This is a genomic window from Trinickia violacea, from assembly GCF_005280735.1.
GTDB classification, from domain to species: domain Bacteria; phylum Pseudomonadota; class Gammaproteobacteria; order Burkholderiales; family Burkholderiaceae; genus Trinickia_A; species Trinickia_A violacea.
In genome coordinates this window covers 3,257,573-3,277,075 of the sequence record NZ_CP040078.1, presented here as the reverse complement: position 1 = coordinate 3,277,075, position 19,503 = coordinate 3,257,573, and the positions used below count along the sequence as shown (strand labels likewise).

The following is a 19,503-nucleotide window of genomic DNA, read 5'->3' as shown; positions in this document are numbered from 1 at the left end:
GCTCAGCACTCGCCCTTCTTGGCATGCCCCGGTGGGCAATGCTCGCCAGGATGGCGGTTATGTTCCTCCCAGTCCCGACGCGCCCAGTACCGGTGACCATCCCAGTACCAGTCGCCATGCCACCCAATTACCGCGGGCGCAACAACCACTGGGGCCGGGGTGCCAACGTTGACGTCGAGGTTGAGTGCGTATGCTGCACCGGCGAAACCGGGGCCAATGCCCGTAGCTAGCGATATCGGCAGAAGACGCTTCATGTCGTATTCGGAGACAGGATCAAAGAGACGCAGGTAGCGCGTGGCTACCGCGGACATTCCCGGTATCACCGGGACCGGTATAGCCCAAGGGCGCAATGTGTTCGGCCGCACAAGCATAAGCGCGGCGCGGTGCGGTGCGCAAACTGTCAACGATGGTCACACATTGGATCGTGGCCTCCGACGCAAACTGGTGTCAGCGGAGGCGCTGCGGCCAAGCGGACCGCAGAAGTACGGGCGGCCACTCGTCCGCCGTCCGGCAGTTTGGCTTTCAGGATTGGTAGTCAGATGTCTTCACCGTTGCGGTACAGGTGAACCTGCACACCATATGCCTGTGGCACCCCAGCATTTGCCCCGGCGTTGTCGGGTAGTTGGGCGCGGGTAACCGCGTCCAACTACCCGACAACGCCATCGAAAGTCTTGTCATCCCTAAGTTACGCTTTCCAGTTGTAGCAACGCACGATTGAGTTCCGATATCAGCTGATGCGTGTCATCCGTCGTTAACGCTACACCAATTGATCGCGTGTCTCGACTGTGGGGCGCGTAGTTGCAGGACGAGGACAAGATTTGAAGAATAACAGAATGTTCTTCCGCGTTTGCGAGTGCGTGTGCGGTCCGGCCAATGGGGGTGACGGCAGAGGTTTTCATGGAGTTCAATTGCGCGACATATGGACGAAGCGGAAAAGGAGAAGGCCAAAGGACTCAGCACAACACCGGTCCTCTGTACCTACTCCAAGTTATATCTGCTGGTGCGGGTGAAATTGTCAATGTTTGTGATGTTTCATGCTGCGCAAACATTGATGTGATAATTCCCGCAATCGTCTGAAGATCGCAGTTTCGTTCATCCTCGACTGCTCAATGTTGTACTGCACGCCCGCAACGCGGTTGACGGTACGCGCTTCGGTTTTGCCATGTTTCGTGACAAAGATTCACATGGCATTTCCACAGTAGCCGTATAACTGAGGGCGTGTCGAATTGACATCCGAATATTGACCAGGGCTTGCGATATGCCTCTGGTCATGGGGAGAGGAATTGAGCAAACGAAACGCAATGCGGCTTGACGCGGCCGAGGCCCGGTCGGATAACGGCGAAGATTTGACTATCGGTTCCAGGGCGCCGTCTAATCAGATGGTAACGCGCGCAGCGGCATCATACATCGCGGAAACCTATGTCAACACGTTTCTGCTCGTGCTGGAGGTGGGCCCGCTGCGGATCGACCCGGACAGAACCGTCGAAGTACCAGGAGGTTGGTATTTTTACTATCGCGCTTGCCGTGTCGACCTTACCCATCTACAGGCAGAGACGCTTCGTGGGGCGTGGCCCGTATTCGTCAGTCGCGCGGATGGCTCCGTTTGCCGGAAATACCAGCCCGCTAAGGCCAACTCGCGGATTTGACCAAGGCTCGTAGAAAGAAAGATCGCCGGGCGCGTCACTCCGCCCGTGTCAGCAGTGATTGAAGCTCAGCCAGCGGCTGAGGGCGTCCAACCAAGTATCCCTGTACTGCATCGACTCCGGCGGTGCGGGCAAGGGCCATGTCGTCAGGTGTTTCTACACCTTCAAGAACACAATGAAGTTTCATGCGCCGCGCGAGATCGGCGCAGATGTGAATGATTTGCCTCGCGTCATCGTGATCGCGAGCCTGACGAGTCAGCGCCTGGTCAATCTTCAGTTCCGTTACGGGCAGGCATGCCAGGCGCTTGAGTGATGCATGCCCTTGTCCAAAGTCGTCGACCGATACGCAAAAACCCAGCGAACGAAGCATTGACACTCGCGCGACGAAGAGTCCGAACTCAGCGTCGGATACTACGTCAGTTTCAGTGATTTCGATAACGATCGACGCAGGCGGGCAGTCGCCGATCTCATAAATCAACCGGTCCGGCAATTCCGGCGCGAATAGGGCGCGCGCGGAGACGTTCACCGACAGCTTGACCCCGCTCGCAATGTAACTGCGTACAACTCCGGCGAGTGCAGTACTGAGCATGCTGTGCATCAGACGGTCGTCGAGATTCATGCGCGTGATCGCCGGGATGAAGCGGGCGGGGTCGATATATCCGGCGCCGCGACGCCAGCGCGCGAGCATTTCGAGGCTGACGAGCGCGCCGGTATGCACGTCTACAATGGGCTGGCAGTACGGCACGATCCGGCCTGCATCCACTGCGTCCCGAATTAGCGCGTAGCCGAGGGTTTCGGCTGACGTGGTCGCGGGCGACGACGCTCGTCTGGCATTGGCTGGCAGTTCCGCGACTGCACGGGAGACTGCCTCAGCGTTGACTGGGGCGTCGAGCGTGGCCCCAACAAATAGATCGTATGATTGCGCGACAGTGACCGCAGATTTGATAAGTGCTGAACCCGGTTCAACAACAAACCAGATCGAGCCGAGTGTTTGTTGCACGCCGAGTTCTATCAAGCACTCGAAGCAGAGCCCCTGCTCGAGATCCGGGTCGAGCACAACTGCGTCAACGCGTTGGCGCCCCAGCGTCTGGCGTAGTTCCTGCGCGGAACCGACGCATTCCACGCGGCATCCCAGGGACTGTGCAATGCTTTTAAATCGAGACGTTCTGTCTCGTGGACCGACTGTTAGCAGAGTCAACTCAGGTGGCGTGGCGGTGGTCACGAAATGTCTCGCGAAAACAGTGTGAAAATCCATCCAACAGCGTGCCACGTCGGGCAAATCGCGCTGTCAACATTTGTCACGGATGGGCGTTGGGTGCGACTGTCGTCCGTTCAGTCGACAGGTGGTGTTCCGTCCGGATCGGCTTTCGGAAGCGTGAATCCAAATGTGGAGCCTCGACCGATTTCGCTGTCGACGAACACCGTGCCGCCATGTTTCTGAATAGCGGTCTTGACGAAAGCGAGGCCGAGGCCGGCGCCCCTTTCGATTCGCGGATCAGCGGCCAACTGGACAAATTCGGCGAACAGGCGCCTCTGGTCGTCGGCTCCGATGCCGCGGCCGTGATCTATGACCGATACAGTCCAGGAATGTCCCGCGTCGGTGAGCGCGACCTTGATTGTGTCACCTGGCGTCGAGTACTTGATCGCGTTGGTGACAAGATTCATTGCTGCGCGCTTGAGCAGTGTGGTGTTGCCGATTACCCATGCTTCTTCGGGGAAATCCAGATCGAATTTCTGGTCGCGCTTTCGCGAGAGCACCCAGGCATCCTCAATGGTGTCGAGCCGTACCATGGGTAGCGCGACCAGCCGATAGACGATCGGTTGATTCTGCGTTCTCGCTATGAGCAGGAAGTCGTCGGCGAGCAACATTGCCCGCTCGGCGTAGCGGCGTATTTGCTCGAACAGGAGTAAGCGCCCGGGGAAGTCATCTTGATTGCGTAAGGCGCGAAGGCGAGGATCGTGTCCATCTAAATTTTTAATGGACAGATGTACACGATGGATGAAACCGAGGTGACGCAGGAGGTTGTGCAACCAACGCGACGTCGGCGGCATAGCAAGGAGTTCAAGGCACAGGTCATCCGGGCGGCGATGCAGCCTAACGTGTCGATCGCGGCGGTGGCATTGCACTATCGCTTGAATGCCAACATGCTGCGAAGCTGGGTGGCTGCGCAGGAAGAGCTGGATGCGGCCGAGGTTGCCCGCAAGTCGATGAGCGTGCCATCGGCAGAGTTTGTGCCGTTGCAGCTGGAAGCGCCCGGGGCTGCATCTAACGCGACAGAGATCCAGATCGAGGTACGTCGAGGAGCAGCGACGGTGACAGTACGCTGGCCGTTGTCGGCGGCGAGCGACTGTGCGGTGTGGTTGCAAGGATGGCTGCGGTGATCCGCATCGACGCGATCTGGCTAGCGACCGAACCGCTGGATATGCGTGCAGGTACCGATACGATTCTGGCGCGTGTGGTGAAGGTGTTCGGCGCAGCGCGCCCTCACCATGCCTATCTGTTCGCCAACAAGCATTCGACGCGCATGAAGGTGCTCGTCTACGACGGGTTTGGAATCTGGCTGGCCGCGCGTCGCCTGAACAAGGGCCGGTTCGTATGGACGAACGGCCACGAGGCAATCGCCGTCGCGTTGAATCCCCAGCAGTTAAGAGCGCTCGTGACGGGACTGCCGTGGCAGACGCTGACGCACGATCACGCGATCTGCGTGGTGTAAAGGGTCGCCGGCGCCGTAAACCGTTTTGCTTCCGTGGCGATACCGGCTCTGGCAGACTGGAGCGCATGAACCTGCCCGCGGACCTCGACGCCCTCAGCCCGGAGCAACTGCGCGCACTGGCCGCTCAGTTGATGACCCAGATCGGCGAGACGGAGCGAGAGCTGCACTATCGCCGAGCCTATCCGATTTCCTGTGTGTGAGGCATAAACTGACGGCAAAGGAGCCGCTTTATGCCACGCAAACGAAAAGAAGAAACGACGGTGGAACCGGGCAAGGGGTTGAACCTGGACCCGGAGCTGATCAAACAACTGGTGCCCGGGACACTGGACCGGGCGACCATTAACGAGCAACTGGCTGCGCTCAAGAAGGCGATCTTCGAACGCGCGCTAGGCGGTGAGCTGACGCACCACCTAGGCTACGAGAAGGGCCAAGCCAAGCCGGAAGGCGGCACGAACCACCGCAACGGCACCAGCCGCAAGCGCATCACGACCGACGACGACACGTTCGACGTCGAGATTCCGCGCGATCGCGAAGGCACGTTCGACCCGGTGCTGATCGCCAAGGGCGAGCGGCGCTTCACCGGTTTCGACGACAAGATCATCGCGATGTACGCACGCGGCATGAGCGTGCGAGAGATTCAGGGTTTCCTGTTGGAGATGTACGGCATCGAGGTGTCGCCGGACTTTATCAGCACGGTGACCGACGCGGTGCTCAACGAAGTGCGCGACTGGCAGCAGCGGCCGCTGGAGGCCATGTATCCGGTGGTGTTCTTCGATGCCCTGCGCGTGAAGATCCGTGACGAAGGCGTGGTACGCAACAAGGCGATCTATCTGGCGCTGGGCGTGCGCCGCGACGGCACACGCGACGTGCTGGGCCTATGGATCGAGCAGACCGAGGGCGCCAAGTTCTGGCTACGAGTGGTCAACGACCTGAAACTGCGCGGTGTGCAGGACATTCTGATTGCCGTGGTCGATGGCCTGAAGGGCTTTCCGGAAGCGATCAACACGGTGTTTCCGGAAACGACGGTCCAGACCTGTATCGTCCATCTGATTCGCAACTCGCTGGACTTCGTGAGTTGGAAGGATCGCAAAGCGGCTGCGGCAGCGCTCAAGGAGGTCTACCGGGCGCCAACGGCCGAGGCGGCTGCCGCGGCCCTGGACGCGTTCGACGCCGGCCCGTGGGGCGCCAAATACCCGCCGATCGCAGCGCTCTGGCGGCGGGCCTGGGAACAGGTGATTCCGTTCTTCGCGTTCGCGCCCGAGATTAGAAAAATCGTCTATACGACAAATGCGATCGAGTCGCTGCACATGCAATTGCGCAAGATCATCAAGGCGCGCGGCCACTTCCCATCGGACGAGGCCGCGCTCAAGCTGATCTGGCTAGCGCTGCGCAACGTCGTTGCCAAATGGAGCGGCTCTCGGCACGATTGGAAAAGCGCGATGACACAGTTCGCGCTGCTTTACCCCGAGCGATTCAATATCGGAATCTGAGTCTTAACCCGCCTCACACACAGAAATCCGGATACCTCCCTATCGCCAGACGCGCATCGACCAGCTCACGCACGAACTGTCCGTACTCAAGCGCCTGCAGTTCGGCAAACGCAGCGAGCAGTTCGATACCGAACAGATGAGCCTGCTCGACGAAGCGCTCGACGCGGATCTGGCCGCACTCGAAACCGAACTCGAGCAACTGCAGCCGGACACCTCGCCGGGCGGACAAGGCCAGAAGCCCAAGCGTGCGCCGTTGCCACCGCAATTGCCGCGCACCGACTTCCATCACGAACCGACGGACCTGAGCTGCTGCGCCTGCGGTTGCCAGCGCGTGCGTGTGGGCGAGGACATCAGCGAGAAGCTGGACTATACGCCGGGCGTGTTCACGGTCGAGCGGCACATCCGCGGTAAGTGGGCTTGCAAGGCGTGCGAAACACTCATCCAGGCACCGGTTCCGCCTCACGTGATCGACAAGGGTATCCCGACCACCGGGCTACTCGCGCAGGTGCTGGTTGCCAAGTACGGCGATCATCTGCCCTTGTACCGGCAAGAACGCATCTTCGGGCGCGCGGGCCTGGCCATCCCGCAATCGACGCTGGGCGCCTGGGTGGGCGTATGCGGGTGCGGCTGCAACCTCTGGTCGATGCGCTTCGCCAGGAACTCCTGCGCCACGAGGTGGTGCATGCCGACGAGACACCGGTGCAGATGCTGGCGCCCGGCAAGGGGAAGACACACCGAGCTTACCTGTGGGCGTACAGCACCACGCAGTTTGCCGATGTGAAAGCTGTGGTGTATGACTTCGCAGATAGCCGTGCCGGCGAACATGCCCGTGCGTTCCTGGACAAATGGCGCGGCAAGCTGGTGTGCGACGACTACAACGCCTATAAAGCCGGATTCGAGCTGGGCATGACTGAAATCGGCTGTGCTGCTCATGCCAGAAGAAAGTTCTTCGAGTTGCACGCCAACCACAAGAGCCAGGTCGCGGAACAGGCTTTGAAATACTTCGTCGCGCTCTACGATGTCGAGCGCGACGTCGCTGACCTGAAGAACGATCAAAGAGGTGTCGTTCGTCAGCAGCGAGCCAAACCGTTGCCGACGCACTGCACGCCTGGATGGTCGGCCAGCGCAAGCTCGTTTCCGAGGGATCGGCGATCGCCAAAGCGCTCGACTACAGCCTTAAGCGATGGGAGGCGCTGACGCGCTACCTGCTCGATGGGGACGTGCCCATCGATAACAACTGGCTGGAAAACCAGATCCGCCCGTGGGCTCTCGGGAGGTCGAACTGGTTGTTCGCGGGCTCATTGCGCGCCGGCCAACGTGCCGCCGCGATCATGAGTCTGATCCGCTCGGCGCAGCTCAACGGCCACGATCCGTACGTCTATCTGAAAGACGTTCTCACACGGTTACCCACCCATCGAGCCGATGACATCGACCAGTTGCTGCCGCATCGCTGGGCTCCGACTGCCGCCTGACAAACCTCCGCAGTGCCTTCACCGGGCGCTTACGAACAGGAGACGCCGATCCGTTGTCGAGACGCGAGCGGACTCAATTTCGAGCAGGGCGAGAATCGACGAGACCGGGGCGCGCAAGTCGTGCGACAGGAAATTGAGGGCCTGGTCGCGTTGTATGGCCGTTTGCCGGATTGCAGACACGTCTTCGAAATGGACGATCCACGTTGGGCCGAAGATTTCGTTTGCCTTTACGCGGCGCACCGAATGATCAGGAAGCTGCCATCGTCGGTTGCGATTTCGAATTCGCTGGGTTCGGTCTGTAGATCGGGCAGGCGTGCCAGCGAATCCTGCAGTTTCGAAGTCACGAACGCGACTGCACGCTCATCGCCGGTCATGCGCCTGATCGCAGTAGAGGACAGACTGCCGATCAGTGGCCCTTGGTCGTTCTGTCCACGTGCGTGCGCGAGTGCCTCGGCATGTTTGTTTGCCAGCAACACCGTGCCCTCGAACGACAGCACGATCGTCGCCGCAGGGAGATTCTCGAGTCCGTCTGCAAGGAACTGACGCTGTGCGCGCATGTGCGCGACTGCCGCCTGCAGGCTGTTGATGCGGCGGGTAACAACGTCGCCGCTCGGAATCGACCTAGGTTTTCCACTGGTGAGAAACGCTGTGTCGCCCTGCATACGGTCGTATTCGCGCGTCAGATAGGCGAGCGCCGCTTGGTGGCGTAGCCAGATCCAGGTCGGAAGCACGAGCAGTGAACCGATCACCGATGCGCCAGGCTTGAAGAACAGATGCGCAGATGCGACAGAGAAACAACGCTTGCGCACAGAGTCGTGAAGATCAATACCGCTAGCATCATGAGGCTCACGGTAGGGTTCGAGGCAATTTCGTGGCAAATTCAGTAGAGGTCCACTGCTGCTTTTCAGAGGTACATGCTGAAGCACATTCACACCGCCCGCCCGCAGCAGCTCGATCGCAAGATGCGGCCACAATTTTCCGCGGTACGCTTCATACAATGTGGCCGTCCGCACGATTCCGTCGACGTCAGGCTCGACATTGACATGGCCGATCCCAAAGGAGAACTGAGTCATCTGCGGCTTCAGCGTATCTGGCGCAAAGCCGCTGCTGTCCTCACCAGGCACTGTGGCCAGTACGACATGGCCGTTGCGCGCAATGGCGCTCTCCAAGCCGCGATCGTCGCCAGGATGCATGTCATCCGGCTCGCCATAGATGATGTCGATGCCAATGGCACGGGGATGATCCTCGGTGATACGGTCAAGCAAGCTGGCCTGCAGCGACCGGCGCCACGGCCACCGGCCAACAATTTTCACGCTCTCATCGTCGATTGCGACGATGAGCAGATCCGGATCAGCCGCCGGCGCGTAGTAACTGTGAAACGCATCGCAAAACATCAGGTTGAGCCGGTCGAAGAAATTGGACCGCGCGATATTTGCCGTCAACATGACCATCGTTGCGGCAATCAGGGTCCAGCCTCGCCATAGATCGCGCAATCGTGTTGTTACGTTCGGCATTACCGGTATCAATGCGGGTTCAGCGTCAGGCGTTCCGACGGAGCGTGGGTAAGCATTCGTCGACGACGCTCGACAGTTCTGTGTTGCTGAGCATCTCGAAGGCTATCAATGCGACCGGAGGAGCCCATCTGCGGTTACAACGGGACTGGCCGATTGCAGCAAAAGCGCGGCGTGACAATTCGTATAGTCGGATCGAGCGGCAGAGGGGCAAAGATCGCCGACGTCAATGTTCCGTGGGGCGCAGATCATCCTCGTCGTAGGTTGCACGCTCGAGCCGGTAGCCGTGCGTATAGACCGCGCGTAGCCGCAAACCATGCTCGGGCCCGATCCCTAGTTTGTAGCGCAGGCGATAGATATGGGTATCCAGACTTCGGGAAATCTTGTCGAGCTCACGTCCCCAGATGATCTTGACGAGTTGTTCGCGCGGCATCGTGCGCCCGAGGTTGCGGAAGAGAAGTGCCGCAATTTCGAATTCCTTCGGAGCGAGATCCATCGGCTCACCGTTGCGCAATACAATGCGATTGAGCAGGTCGACGACATAGGCTCCGGCGGCGATGCGCGTCTCGTTGCGGTTGACGGGCGGATAGGCCCGCCGCAGCAACGCTTCGACGCGGGCAATCAGTTCCCGGCGGCGTACGGGCTTGATCATGTAGTCGTCCGCACCTGCGCTCAGCGCCGTTACGATCTCGTCTTCACGCGACCTGTTGGTCACGAACAGCACGGGCAAATCGCGCCCGATTCGCTCGCGAACCCAGCCGAGCACATCTAGTCCGGAAATGTCCGATACCTGCCAATCAAGCACTAGCAGATCTACCGTCGCAGTTTCGAGGTGGCGGATCACCTGGCGGCCTTCGCTAAACGTCCATACGTTGTGACCTTCTGCCTGCAGTGATGTAACGATCAGCTCTGCCTGCGCGTGATCGTCCTCTAATGACAGGATTTCCATACGAATCTCACTTGTCCGGCCGGTCTGATGGGGTGGTCGAAGCGATCACGCGGGCATCGCGTAAGTCTTTCGCCGTCCGTTTTGATATTTGCATCGAATTGATGAACCCGATCCCCGATACCAGTTGCCATGGCTGCTGGTAATAGCGCTCATGATGGGGCTTTCAAGTGTGTTGGTTTGTCAACGTTTTTGAATTTTCGGATTCTGTATAAATTCGCGGCGCCTGGATCAATCATCAAGTCACGCTTGAGACCTGCGTCTGATGGGGCCCACTTAACGCGCAGGGCGGACTGGCAATCATTTTAATAGTCCGACTTTTCGCCCGCTGTGCGCCGGCGTAACATTTTTCTGTGGATGTTCACGATTGTTCAGAATGTCGGGAGTCGTAGGACCCTACACTTCGCCTACTCAATTTAGGGCGTGCGAACTGATTCGCTGTCTGGCGGATACACAGTGGAAGATCTGACTGGTTTACGAATCATTGCAGATGGGCATGCAGCCTGGCGGAGACACGTGCCTTGAACCGGTCATACAGAGCGATCTGGAGTACGGCGCTTGGCTCATGGATTAGTACATGCAAGCACCAATCTGGCAAAGGTAAGCCGAATCAGTCGCGGCCAGGGCTGAGTCCGGAACGCCGTCTCACGAATTTGCTGACGGTGGAACGGTTTATGACAACGCGTTCCCGCACAACGATCAATATCCAGCATCACTCTTATCGTTAGGTGCGTTGTGTCCGAATTTCGCGGGAGCAGTTAATCGTGTCCTCGACCGCATCTGCGATGCCCGCCGAGCCACACCGATCCAAGTGTCAATCAGTACAAGGTCGCGTTATCAATTCGCTTTCGTTTTCTTGCGGATGACCAAAAGTACGGTCGCGAGCTTTGCGACCTCATGCGACGCGGTCAACATGACGCAATTGCAGACATTGCAGCAAAGCGTCAACATTCTTGGGGTAAGCACCTACTCAGGCGTCGCGATGGCCGACACGCTCGTGGGCTTGCCGCAGGTGGAGGCCGGCAAGTCGTTCAGTTCAGTATTGGAGCTAGTGTTGACAACTATGGCGGCTTTGCCGCGCTAGCGATTGGCGGCAGTGCCAGAATTAGCGACAGCACGATCATCAAGATGGGTGTGAGGACGGCGAGCGGCCTCCATATGCTGATCAACGTCGGAGTCGGATATTCATGGTAAGGCGGCCCTATGTGGAAAATTGGCTGGCGACTGTGGTTCATAACGTCATAGGCCGACAAATCGCCGACGGCGCGTACGGCATGCGCGGCTTCACATCATTAATTGAACGTTGAATATGCGAATCGGAATATCGGTTGTCACGCATGATGGCCAGAACATCTGGCAAAACGGACTTGGCCAGAACGTTATTTTTCTTGCCGAAGTGTTCGGGCGCTTGCCGTTCGTGCGATCGGTCGTCCTGATCGATGTGGGCGACCAGCGTGCGATGCCTGCACCGGTCGATCTGGATGCGTTGAACCTGCGAATCATGACCTTGCGGGAAGCGACCGACGAGGTGGATGTCGTTGTCGAGATGGGGGGGGCGCTCGACATCCAATGGCTCGATCTGATGCGCGCACGCGGTAAAAAGGTGGTGTTCTATTGCTGCGGACAGCCTTACGTTGGCCTTGCCGAGCCGGTGGTCTTCAACAAGCCCACGCATGCTGCGCGGCCCGACCGTTGCGATGAAGTCTGGTTGCTCCCCAAGGATGCATTGCTGGCTCCGCTGATGCGGACGCTGCACCGTTGCCCCGTATACGAAGTGCCGTACATCTGGCATCCGCAGTTCCTGGAGCAGCGCATCCAGGAACTGACCGCGCACGGCTACGAATACGGCTATCGTGATCGCGCCAGCGACGATGACGTTGGCGAGGGCTTGCGCGTTGCCGTGTTCGAGCCGAATATCTCGGTGGTCAAGGCTTCGAGCATCCCGATGTTGATTTGCGACGAGGCCTATCGCGAGAATTCCGGCAGCGTGAAGGCCATCCATGTGCTCAACACCCTGCACATGAAAGATCACATGACGATGCTGCATTTCGCCAATTCGCTCGACTTGGTGCGTCAGCATAAGGCGACCTTTCACGGCCGCCACGACATCGCGGGTTTCATGGTCCAGCATGCAAATGCGGTCGTTTCGCACCAATGGGGCAACGACCAAAATTACAGTTATCTCGACGTGCTCTACGGCGACTATCCCCTGATCCACAACTCGCCCTGGCTGCGTGACGCCGGTTATTACTATCCGGGGTTCGACATACTCGAAGGCGCGCGGCAATTACTGCGCGCGGCGACGGAGCACAGTGACGGGATTGACGATTACCGGAAGCGTTCGAAGAGAGTTTTCGACGATATCAATCCATTTAGCGGACGCAATCTCGAGATGTACGCGGACAGACTGCGTCATCTTTGCGAAGCCACACCATTTCCGGTCAAGAAGGGCGGCGCATGACAGTCCAAATTTCTTCGGGCGCACCGGCTGTTGGGCTGCGGATCGGCGTTTCGATTTATGTGCGCAAGGGCGAGCAATCGCTTTGGGAAAACGGCATCTACCAGAACTGCCTGTTTCTTGTGATGCTGCTCGCGCGCTCGCCGCGCGTCGCCCAGGCGTATCTGGTGGTCGGCGGCGGGGACGGTGGCCCCGACGAAGCGAAGAATTTCCTCGCGAACTCGCCTGTGCCGCTGATCGATATGAACACGGCGATGTCGGAAGTCAATGTCATGATCGAGATGAGCGCGCAGCTCGATCGGAATTGGGCGATCGCGTTTCGGGAGCGCGGTGGCAAGATCGTGTCGATGCGTGTGGGCAACGACTATGTGATCGATATCGAAAGGATGATCTTCGATAAGCCGCACGGTCTCCTGATTTCAGGGGCACCCTATGATGAGGTATGGACGCTGGCCGAATATGAGGCAACCTGCGTACCGTATTTCGGAAGCACGTTCCGCGCACCAGTGAAAGTGGTGCCGCATTTGTGGAGTCCACTAGCGCTCGATCGAGAAGCGGCGAAACTTCCAGAAGGCCGCGAGTTCGGTTATCGTTCCGGCCGCCGGCGCTGGCGGGCGGGCATATTCGAGCCGAACATCTGTATGGTGAAAACGAGCTTCGTGCCGATGCTGAGTTGTGAGGCCGCGCACCGCGCGAGGCCAGATATTCTCGAGCACGTGTGGGCGTACAACACGTTTCATCTCAAGGATCATGTGAGCTTCAACGCCTTTGCGTGCAGCCTCGACATCGTGAAGCATGGCCTGACTTCGTTCGAAGGGCGATTTCCGTTTTGCCAGGTGGTCGCCGCCGACGTTGACGTGATCGTCTGCCATCACTGGGAAAATGCGCAGAACTACGTTTACTACGAAGCGCTTTATGGCGGATATCCGCTCATTCACAATTCCCATCTGATTGGCGATTGTGGCTACCGCTATCACGATTTCGATTGCGAAGAGGGCGGTCGTGCGATTGTGCGGGCATTTGAGGAGCACGACGAAAACCTCGACACCTATCGCGCGACGGCTAGTAAATTTCTGCGCGGCCTTGATCCAGAGAACGAGTCCAACGTTCGCTTCTATAGCGAAGCGATTGATGCGCTCTATCGGACCGCTTGAGACGACGGGGCGGGATGTCTTGCTATAAGGCCATTTTCGTTTCTGGCGCGGTTTCTGTGTCGCGCCGCGCTGAAGAGGGTCTTGTTGTTGGGTTTTTGTGAATACGCCGCTTCTCGGTCACATGACCGTCTATACGGATGTCTGGGATCGGGCGCTATGTAAAACTCTCGCCGAAGGCGCCGGCGTCCACATAGTAATTGCCAGCAAGGAGATTATCTTGAAGTTTTTGTTTGCCAAACTGACTGTCGCGAGCGTGCTTGCATGCGCAACGGCGCTTGCGTTCGCTGAACCGGGTACGTCGGCCGACGATCTGCTGCATGACGCGGATGGCGTTGTTCAGCAGATCGACGCAGGCCATTTCGGCGAAATCTGGGACGACACGGCGCCTTTTGTGAAGGCAAAGATTCCAAAAGATCAGTGGGTGTTGGACACGAGAACGTCGCGGCAGTCGTTCGGCGCAGTGGCGGCGCGCGGATGGGCGTCCGTGACGCGAATTCGCTACGCGGCAAACGCTTCTGGCATTCCGGCTGGTCTGTATGCGAATGTCAACTTCACCACGGCACTTGTCCAGGGAGGGGCTGTTTACGAACTGTTGAGCTTCCGGTTGGAGAACGACGGCAAGTGGCATCTGACCGGCTATGTGCCACGCAAGTCACAAGATTCGGCTGCGCAATCGGCACAGGTCCCCAAGCCATGAGTGGCTTGCGCATCGGCATTACGATCGGGCTGCACGACGCGGCGGAAACACTCTGGAATAACGGCATCAAGCAGAATGCCGTGTTCCTGGTGGAGGCATTGCGGCACTGTTCGGGCGTAGAGCATGTCGTCATCGTCAACACGACCGTCGTTCCGGTTACCTCTTCGCTGCCGTGGGATCTCAAGCGCTGGCCGACCACTACTTTCGAAGCAGCGAAGGATTCCGTCGATGTGCTGATCGAACTTGGCGGTCAGATCGATCAGGCTCAAACGGCGTATCTTAAGCAACGCGGCGTGAGAGTGGTCTCGTACTGCTGCGGGTTCGAGTATGTCCATGCGATGGAGGGGGTGCTGTTCAACAAACCGCTCTGGGGTGGCAATCTGTTCGTCAACCAGGGCTACGATGACATCTGGATCATTCCGCAAGTTGCAAATATAAGCCGGTCGTATTTCGAGGTTTTGCGCCGCCAGACGGGACGGGTTGTACCGTTCGTATGGAGTCCAGAACTACTTAAGGCGCGCTCGCAGAAACTGCAGAACGGCGGCGAATACCGGCCGAACCGCGGTCCGGGCGGCACAAAACGCCTTTCGGTAATCGAGCCCAATATCAATGTCACCAAGTTCTGCCTGTATCCGGCGCTGATCGCTGAGCTCGCGTACCGCGAACGGCGGGATGACATCGCGCTGCTTCAGGTGACGAATGCCGATCGGATTGCACGGGATAGTATCGACTTCATCGCACTGATGAACCAATTGGATATCGTACGAGCGCATAAGGCGGTGTTTCTTGGCCGGCACGAAACGCCGCAATTTCTTGCGGAACACACGGATATTTTGATCTCGCATCAGCTGGAAAACCCGCTGAACTACCTCTATCTCGAGGCGTGCTGGCAGGGCTATCCGCTTGTGCACAATGCGTCGCTTTGTTCCGATCTCGGGTATTACTACCACGATAACGATGTACATGATGGGGCGCGCCGCGTACTCGAAGTCATGGCCACGCACGATGCACAGGCGGCTTGGTATCGCGAACGCCAGCGCGCGCTGATTTCTCGCTACTTGCCGGATAACGCGCAGCTTGTTGCGACCTACAGCGCGCTGCTGGAGGACCTGATGCGCCGGCCCATCCGCCTCGCGCCTGCATGAGGGGAGGGTTCGAGGAAATGCAAGGCATGTCGGCGTTTCTGACCGGCAGACGTCGGCGTGGCGAGCGTCTTGCCTGCAGGACGTCGTTCGTCGGGAAGGATCCCGGCGGGCTCGCCTTGCGTTGCATCGAATGCGACGATCACAATCGATGTGGGCCCGGGAAAACGTTGTCAACTGAATGACCGGACGAAATGCATGCAACACAATCTTGACAACGTAACGAACGCCTACGCGGAACATCTTCGCGCGATGAACTATGAGTCTGCGATACAACTGTCTCGCGCGTTGCGGGCTGCGGGGCAGGCTGACGAGGCAATTCATCTGCTAGAGCGATGGGCCGATCGGGCCGAAAACGCGATGCAGCGTGCGCAATTGGGCATCGACATGAATTTCTTGGGTATGTTCGAACGTGCCGAACCGCTGCTCAAGGATGCGGTTTCGGATCTCTCTTCGGATACAGATGTCTACATCGCGAACTCGGAGTTGGCCATTTCCCAATATTCGCTGGGCAAGTTCCATGAAGCACATCGTTTATTTCGGGCACTGAGAGACAAGGATGGATGTTCGACGCTGGTGCGCTATCTTTACCACGGACAGACCGAAGATCAGATCAAATGGATTGAAGACAAAGTCCCTAGCCTGTCCGAGTCCCTGGCTGGCAAGCGGGTGGCAATCGTGATGGAAGGCGGCGTTGGCGATTTGATCATGTATGCGCGTTATCTACAAGCGATGAAGGAGGAGGGGGCGCATGCGGTATATTTTCTCGCGGCGCGGTCGTTGCACGGAGTCCTGAAGTCGGACGACTGCATTCGTGTCGTCGAGGACACGAGCGCAGCTATGAGAGAGTGCGACTACATTACGTGGACGTTCAACCTTTTCGCGAGATATCAGAGGAATCCATATTTTCCGAGCGTGGCTGACGCCTATATCGAACCGCCGGCCAATCACGAACTGCCGCCGCATGTTCAGGCATGCCTCGACCAGGGGAGCGGGCGTTTTCGGGTCGGTGTCATCTGGCGCAGCAGCACTGGGGTGCGTCATGAACCGTTTCGCTCCGTCGAGCTGAGCAAGCTGGAAGTTTTGCTGCAGTCCAGGGCCTGCCGTTTCTTCTCGCTGCAAATGGACGGACTTTCTCCGGATGAACACGCGCTTCTGGAACGTCACGAGGCAATCGATCTTGGCACTCACATCCAATCGTTTTCCGATACCGCGCATATCCTGCGGCAACTCGATTTGCTGATTGCGATCGACACTGGCCCGGTGCATCTCGCAGGCGCTCTTGGGCGGCCTGTCTGGCTGTTGCTTTCACAGGCCTGCGATAGCAGATGGTATGACTGCCAGCGCTTCACGCCGTGGTATGCGTCGATGCGCTTGTTCAGGCAGCGCAGGCTGGGCGACTGGAGCACGCCGCTCGAAGAGATGGCACGTTCGTTGGCATGCGAGAGCAGCAGCGCTTGACGGGTTTGTTTTCTCAGGCTGGCAGTGCATCAGGTTTTAAGTACTGGGTACCAGTCAGCACTGAGGCTGACCCGGAGTTACGGGCCAGTCAGAGTTGAAGAAATCCGGCATGATTCAGGAACGGGGCCCTTCCTCCGGGGGAATCCGCAGACGCCGTAGGATGCAGGCGATTCAAATGGAACTCGATGTGGCTCGATTGCGTGCTTCTTTTTGAACAATTGTCGCTATGCCGCTTCGAATCGGCGAATACCAATATGCTGTCGCGCACCGCCTCGGTAAGGATCAAATGGCTCACGAAAGAGTCGATTGGTGAACAAATGAGAATTGCGATCCTTGGCGATGATCTTCCGCAAACGGGCTTCATACGTGAGGTATTGCAGGAGGGTGGTCACACTTGCCATGAATTTAACAGTTCACGAGTGTTCTTTGAGCAAGTGGACGGTCACGAATTCGATTTGCTGATTCTCGACCAGATCACTGATTTCACTACCGCGGAAATCGTCCGTCTCTTGCGGTCGACCGTGGAGATCTATATTCCCTGATTTTTCATGACGTCGCACGCTGACGAGATAGAAGGGTGTTTTGATCTTGCTGGCCGGTGCCGACACCCTGAGCTAAGCCAGTGAGGGGCACATTGTGCCTCGTTCTGGATGACTTCCTTGTGGACCTGATTCTGCCGATTCGCGACCATCTACTCCTGGCTGGTCTTACGTTGGAGGTGCTTGCGTAGCCGTTTGACCTGTGCTTCTGCTTGCACAAGCATACGTGTGAGCTGTTCATCTTGCGCTTCGGTTTGGGCTTGCCGCATCTGGTATTTCGATAGCCGGACAACCTGTTCTTCGAAGTTGTGAAACACGGCTTCGGTGCTATAGAGATCGGGCGCTTTCAGTACTCGCAATCGGGTACCGTTATGAGACAGCGTGATGTAATAGTTCGGGTCATTCTGGTGAAGCAGCAGACTGGCTAAATGATCGAAACCCGAAAAGATACGAAGAAACCTCATTACTTATTCCTCTGCAAGCCATTCGATATCAGTCGTGTCGGCCAGTTGAAGCGCCCGGCTGACTTTATGCGAAGGTAAGCCGCACAGCGAAAACATCGGCGTCGCAGTGGGGAGAGGTTCAGTGGTCGAGGAAGCAGGAAGATCCGATGACGATTCGTCGTTCAGATTGTCGTTGACATTTTGGGCAGGGCCACCAGTCGTCACTGGGAGCGAAATACGTTGAGCTGGTGACGAGCGACGTAATTCGGGAGTGCAGGACATTCTTCAATTCAAGTCCTTGACGACGAGGCTAAGAAGCCACTCATCCAGTGTGTTGTCTTTTGGAGGAAGGTTGCCTTGAAAGCGCGTCAAATTATATCCGTGTCAACTTTTGCGTGGAGATTTGACGTTATTTAACGAATAGGATCATTTATTGGTTTCGTTGTTGAAGAACACTGGTGTCCGAAGATCTTTATGCTCCCGATAAACGACTAGATTTCCCAACCTTATGGGGATCGAATTGCAAAGCAACCGAAACTGGAGGTGGATGAGATGCTGAGGCAAGGCGATAACGCTTTAGTGCTCGTATCAACTTAAACCAAGCAGCCTCCAACGATTCCCGGGGCGGTTCACGATTGTTCAGAATGTCGGAAGTTATATCAACCTATACTGCACCTATCCAATGTAGGGCAGGCGACCTGATTCGCTGTTTGCCGGATACGCAGTCGAAGATCTGGCTGGTCTGCGAATCAGTGCAGATGGGCACAACTTGGCGGAGATGCGTGCCTTGAACCAGTCATGCCAGAACGATCTGGGCTGAAGCGCGTGGCTCATGGACTACTTCATGCAAGCGCCAATCCGCCAATGGTAAGTCGGATCGTTCGCGGGTAATGCCAGGGCCGAACGCTGTCTGACGAATTTGGCAGCGGTGGGGCGGCATTTGGAAACTCTTTCCGGCACAATGGTAAATATTTAGTATTACTTATCCACTGGACGCGTTGTGATGCGAATTTCGCCGCAACGGTTAATCGTGTTCTCAGCCACTGTTGAGATGCCAGCCGAGTTTCGCGGTTCAGTATTGCCTTAGCATAACTGAATATTGAGTGTGAGAACTAGGCAATACAAGGTTCACGTCGGGCCGAACTCGCTGTTCACTTCGACGAGCATCACGCCGTTGTGGACCGGGCTGCGCACCACGAACTCCAAAGTGTTCGTCCATCTTAGGAATGAAAGATTTGGTAAAGCGCGATTGAAATTTCACGACCAGTGATTCAGTCGGAAAGCTGAAATAGATTGGTTATGGGGATAGGTTGGTATGAACAAAGTCTACAAAGTCATCTGGAGTACGGTGACAGGGGGCTGGGTCGTTGTCTCGGAGGTGGCCCGGCAAAAAGGGAAGGCGACAAAGGCTAATTACGACGGTGAAGTATCTCCAACTGAGAAATCTCCCGCCAAGAAATCGATGATTTATCGCGACGTTTATGTCGCGATTTGTGCGGTTTTTGCCTTGGCTGCGTTGCCTTACCACAGTGCGTATGGCCAGGCGCTGAATGGCGGCAACACTTCCGGCGGCACCAACGGTGCGCAAGCAATTGGTGGCACTGCGTCGTCGACCGGTATAGGGTCGCTTGCGATCGGTAGCTTCGGCTCCTTCGGCGGCACTACGGTAGCGACCGGGTCAGACGCGATCGCCATTGGGAACGGCACAACCGCCAGCGGGTTTGCGGGAAGTACGGCCGTTGGTACGGCCGCATTTGCAACCCAGCAATACACTTCAGCTTTTGGCACCGGCGCATCGGCAACTGCCTCTTTCGCGATAGCTGTAGGGTCCTA

Annotated in this window: 18 protein-coding genes and 2 pseudogenes; 14 read left to right on the top strand and 6 right to left on the bottom strand. The window is 57.5% G+C overall.

Annotated elements, in window-relative coordinates:
- Positions 1 to 2: 2 nt before the first annotated feature.
- From FAZ95_RS36750 to FAZ95_RS36740, 3 genes are all read right to left on the bottom strand, one after another.
- Positions 3 to 254: a hypothetical protein gene (locus tag FAZ95_RS36750; RefSeq protein ID WP_137337788.1), complete on the bottom strand. Its 252-nt coding sequence runs from the start codon at positions 252 to 254 to the stop codon at positions 3 to 5.
- 1,426 nt (positions 255 to 1,680) lie between these two features.
- Positions 1,681 to 2,865, bottom strand: coding sequence for an EAL domain-containing protein (locus tag FAZ95_RS36745; RefSeq protein WP_217497457.1), 1,185 nt, complete (start codon positions 2,863 to 2,865; stop codon positions 1,681 to 1,683).
- Positions 2,866 to 2,975: 110 nt separating this feature from the next.
- Positions 2,976 to 3,512 (bottom strand): sensor histidine kinase, encoded by a 537-nt coding sequence (locus FAZ95_RS36740; protein WP_175425862.1) that lies wholly within the window; start codon positions 3,510 to 3,512, stop codon positions 2,976 to 2,978.
- A 126-nt stretch (positions 3,513 to 3,638) separates the two neighbouring features.
- Between FAZ95_RS36740 and FAZ95_RS36735 the strand changes: the two genes are divergently transcribed.
- From FAZ95_RS36735 to tnpC, 5 genes and pseudogenes are all read left to right on the top strand, one after another.
- The gene (locus FAZ95_RS36735) at positions 3,639 to 4,025 is read left to right on the top strand and encodes a transposase (protein WP_254700156.1); all 387 of its coding nucleotides are present in this window, start codon (positions 3,639 to 3,641) and stop codon (positions 4,023 to 4,025) included.
- On the top strand, positions 4,022 to 4,357 hold the full coding sequence (gene tnpB, locus FAZ95_RS36730; RefSeq protein WP_175425850.1) for an IS66 family insertion sequence element accessory protein TnpB: 336 nt from the start codon (positions 4,022 to 4,024) through the stop codon (positions 4,355 to 4,357). The genes FAZ95_RS36735 and tnpB overlap by 4 nt, the downstream gene beginning before the upstream one ends.
- Positions 4,358 to 4,422: 65 nt before the next feature.
- Positions 4,423 to 4,557, top strand: a complete 135-nt coding sequence (locus FAZ95_RS40615) for a hypothetical protein (RefSeq protein ID WP_302674749.1) — start codon at positions 4,423 to 4,425, stop codon at positions 4,555 to 4,557.
- Positions 4,558 to 4,587: 30 nt separating this feature from the next.
- Entirely contained in the window at positions 4,588 to 5,847 is a 1,260-nt protein-coding gene (locus FAZ95_RS36720) for an IS256 family transposase (protein WP_137330674.1), read from the top strand.
- Between the two features lie 46 nt (positions 5,848 to 5,893).
- Positions 5,894 to 7,319, top strand: a pseudogene (gene tnpC, locus FAZ95_RS36715) (IS66 family transposase); the annotation flags it as partial.
- A gap of 227 nt (positions 7,320 to 7,546) precedes the next feature.
- On the opposite strand, the gene FAZ95_RS36710 reads toward tnpC, so the two are convergent.
- Positions 7,547 to 8,833 (bottom strand): CHASE2 domain-containing protein, encoded by a 1,287-nt coding sequence (locus FAZ95_RS36710; RefSeq protein ID WP_137337220.1) that lies wholly within the window; start codon positions 8,831 to 8,833, stop codon positions 7,547 to 7,549.
- A gap of 223 nt (positions 8,834 to 9,056) precedes the next feature.
- On the bottom strand, positions 9,057 to 9,779 hold the full coding sequence (locus FAZ95_RS36705) for a response regulator transcription factor (RefSeq protein ID WP_137337219.1): 723 nt from the start codon (positions 9,777 to 9,779) through the stop codon (positions 9,057 to 9,059).
- Between the two features lie 910 nt (positions 9,780 to 10,689).
- Here FAZ95_RS36705 and FAZ95_RS40410 point away from each other — a divergent pair.
- The 8 genes from FAZ95_RS40410 (at position 10,690) to FAZ95_RS36670 (ending at position 17,230) form a co-directional block, all read left to right on the top strand.
- Positions 10,690 to 10,860 (top strand): hypothetical protein, encoded by a 171-nt coding sequence (locus tag FAZ95_RS40410; protein ID WP_254700178.1) that lies wholly within the window; start codon positions 10,690 to 10,692, stop codon positions 10,858 to 10,860.
- Positions 10,818 to 10,970 (top strand): YadA-like family protein, encoded by a 153-nt coding sequence (locus FAZ95_RS40815; protein ID WP_367873676.1) that lies wholly within the window; start codon positions 10,818 to 10,820, stop codon positions 10,968 to 10,970. Before FAZ95_RS40410 ends, FAZ95_RS40815 begins: the two co-directional genes overlap by 43 nt.
- A gap of 115 nt (positions 10,971 to 11,085) precedes the next feature.
- Positions 11,086 to 12,237: a DUF2827 domain-containing protein gene (locus tag FAZ95_RS36695; protein ID WP_137337217.1), complete on the top strand. Its 1,152-nt coding sequence runs from the start codon at positions 11,086 to 11,088 to the stop codon at positions 12,235 to 12,237.
- Entirely contained in the window at positions 12,234 to 13,388 is a 1,155-nt protein-coding gene (locus tag FAZ95_RS36690) for a DUF2827 domain-containing protein (protein ID WP_137337216.1), read from the top strand. Before FAZ95_RS36695 ends, FAZ95_RS36690 begins: the two co-directional genes overlap by 4 nt.
- A 121-nt stretch (positions 13,389 to 13,509) precedes the next feature.
- Complete coding sequence (locus FAZ95_RS36685) at positions 13,510 to 14,085, top strand: DUF4019 domain-containing protein (RefSeq protein WP_137337215.1); 576 nt, start codon at positions 13,510 to 13,512, stop codon at positions 14,083 to 14,085.
- Positions 14,082 to 15,230, top strand: a complete 1,149-nt coding sequence (locus tag FAZ95_RS36680) for a DUF2827 domain-containing protein (RefSeq protein WP_137337214.1) — start codon at positions 14,082 to 14,084, stop codon at positions 15,228 to 15,230. Before FAZ95_RS36685 ends, FAZ95_RS36680 begins: the two co-directional genes overlap by 4 nt.
- A gap of 195 nt (positions 15,231 to 15,425) precedes the next feature.
- Entirely contained in the window at positions 15,426 to 16,688 is a 1,263-nt protein-coding gene (locus tag FAZ95_RS36675; RefSeq protein WP_137337213.1) for a glycosyltransferase family protein, read from the top strand.
- Positions 16,689 to 16,873: 185 nt separating this feature from the next.
- Positions 16,874 to 17,230 (top strand): PleD family two-component system response regulator, encoded by a 357-nt coding sequence (locus FAZ95_RS36670; RefSeq protein ID WP_137337212.1) that lies wholly within the window; start codon positions 16,874 to 16,876, stop codon positions 17,228 to 17,230.
- Positions 17,231 to 17,379: 149 nt separating this feature from the next.
- Here FAZ95_RS36670 and FAZ95_RS36665 read toward each other — a convergent pair whose 3' ends face one another.
- Entirely contained in the window at positions 17,380 to 17,691 is a 312-nt protein-coding gene (locus FAZ95_RS36665; RefSeq protein ID WP_137337211.1) for a DUF2968 domain-containing protein, read from the bottom strand.
- Positions 17,692 to 18,985: 1,294 nt separating this feature from the next.
- Here FAZ95_RS36665 and FAZ95_RS40980 point away from each other — a divergent pair.
- Positions 18,986 to 19,066 (top strand): annotated as a pseudogene (locus FAZ95_RS40980) (ESPR domain-containing protein); the annotation flags it as partial.
- Positions 19,067 to 19,503: the final 437 nt, after the last annotated feature.